This window comes from Armatimonas sp. (assembly GCF_043760365.1).
In the GTDB taxonomy this organism is placed as follows: Bacteria; Armatimonadota; Armatimonadia; order Armatimonadales; family Armatimonadaceae; genus Armatimonas.
In genome coordinates this window covers 1-1,843 of sequence record NZ_JAYUPA010000355.1, presented here as the reverse complement: position 1 = coordinate 1,843, position 1,843 = coordinate 1, and the positions used below count along the sequence as shown (strand labels likewise).

Sequence of the window (1,843 nt, the reverse complement as noted above, 5' to 3'; positions counted from 1 at the left end):
CCTTCAACGAGCACAGACGCAAAAGCGGGAAACAAGCGTAGCGAAAGAAAAAGGAAATAAAAACATGACACTGACTATAGAGAGACCCGAGACAGAAGCCCGCCTGATTCGCTTTGCGACCTCGCGAGGAATCTCTCCCCTGGAGGCACTCGATGAGCTGCTCGACGAGGCGGAAGAAAACGTTGTCGCTGAGCCGGGGATTACCAAGGAGTTCGCCGACGAGCTACAAGCTATGTGCGACGGCATCGAAGCAGGAACCATCAAAGTCGCTCCCTGGGACTCCGAAGCCCGGCGAAAGCGCACTGCCGAGCTACTCAAGCGCGAGTTCGGATACGAGGCGGACACAAGCCGCAAGTGATGTGCTCAAGGGCAGAGATTCGGGCAACGAGGACTCTTAGGAAGAGCACACTGGCACCACAGTTTTGTTCTGGATATGATTGGAAGAAGGAACACAAAACAAAATGAGTGCATTGACCATCACTATTGATTCGCCGCCTGTTGAGCTGGTTGCCCTAGCTGCCACTCCTGAGGGCATGGCGCAGGTTCGTGCTATCGTACTTGATGCCTTTGGGATGGGGGACGAGCAGATAGACGAGGAGACCCTTGGAAGACTGAAGCGTGGCCTCGACGACATCGCCGCGGGACGTACCTCAAGCTTCGAGGACGCTTACACCAGAGGGCGTGAGGAACTTCTCGCCCGGATGAGTGCTCCACGTGCCTGATTCTGGCGACGAGTACCCTAGTCTACGTCGGTACATGATCCGCTTTTCGAAAGAGGCGGAGGAGAACATGATTGAGGAAGCACATGGCCTCTTCGAGTTCACCGGAGACCAAGCGGCAGGGCTGGCGCTTTATAACGACTTCTATGCCCATACCGCGACATTGGCAACGCTCCCCGACCGCCACACGATCCGACGCTCTGAGTCTAAGGTGCTGGGGTTCGAGGTGCGGCGGCTAGTGCTGCGCTCTCGCTTCCATCTGATCTATCGGATTGAGGACGCAGACGATGGGCCTCTTGTCGTGGTCGTCTGCGTCCGCTCTGGATATAAGAAGCCTCTAAACAAGGATGAAGCCCGTCGTATCATGGGGAATCAATAAGTCGGTTTACTACTTCGTCCGAGCTTCAACGGACACTGGGTGTGCGGGGTGCAACTAAATTTCCGGTGTCCGTGTCCTAAGCAATACTGAGCGGCTCAGGAGCACGGGGGAAAGACTCCGGGGTTCTGAGGAAAGGGCCAATGACTGTTGCCGAGGCCACGATGAGCCGCCAGGAGAGGGGTAGAGGCAGCACTGATCGCGTCCTAAGTACGCAGGAGAACCGTAGATGAGCAGTCAAGAGAACACGATAGGCACCAATGAGGAGATGCCAAGCAGTGACAAGAGCGCGATGAGTGCCACGGAGAGAGCCCTGAGCACCGAAGAGAGCGCCAAGACCAAGAAGAAACGTCCGACGCCTGCCGAGCAAGATGTGGAGCTGGCGAACTTTATCTCCCAGAGTCGCGTCACTATCGAGACCATTCTGGCGACCCCCGAGATTCTTGCCCTCCTTCCCCGACGCTACGACACTGCAAAGCTCAATGCCGGGCTGGGGCTTCAGAGCACAGCACAGAACTCGTTTACCGCGCGGCAGACCGCAATCGGCGAGGAGACGGCAGCAAATCTTGCCGTGACCGAGGGGCGCAGAGCCGCCTACGACCGCTATGTCCACTTCCGAGAGACCACACGCGCCGAGTTCCGGGGGCAAGCGGAGCGCCAGGCACTGGGCGTGGTGGGAACGATTCCTGTGGATACCGAGAAGCTCCTCACCCAGGCCAAGGCCAGCTACACTGCCGCCGGGCAGGCT

4 protein-coding genes are annotated in these 1,843 nt (G+C 57.8%); all 4 read left to right on the top strand.

Annotated features, from left to right (window positions below; translation table 11 throughout):
• Positions 1 to 358: hypothetical protein (locus tag ACH2EH_RS08610; protein WP_395140790.1), on the top strand; the 358-nt coding region annotated here is incomplete at its 5' end.
• A 103-nt stretch (positions 359 to 461) separates the two neighbouring features.
• Entirely contained in the window at positions 462 to 722 is a 261-nt protein-coding gene (locus ACH2EH_RS08605; protein WP_395140788.1) for a hypothetical protein, read from the top strand.
• 34 nt (positions 723 to 756) lie between these two features.
• Entirely contained in the window at positions 757 to 1,098 is a 342-nt protein-coding gene (locus tag ACH2EH_RS08600) for a hypothetical protein (RefSeq protein WP_395140786.1), read from the top strand.
• Positions 1,099 to 1,324: 226 nt separating this feature from the next.
• Positions 1,325 to 1,843, top strand: a 519-nt coding sequence (locus tag ACH2EH_RS08595; RefSeq protein WP_395140784.1) for a hypothetical protein, incomplete at its 3' end; no start/stop codon positions are given.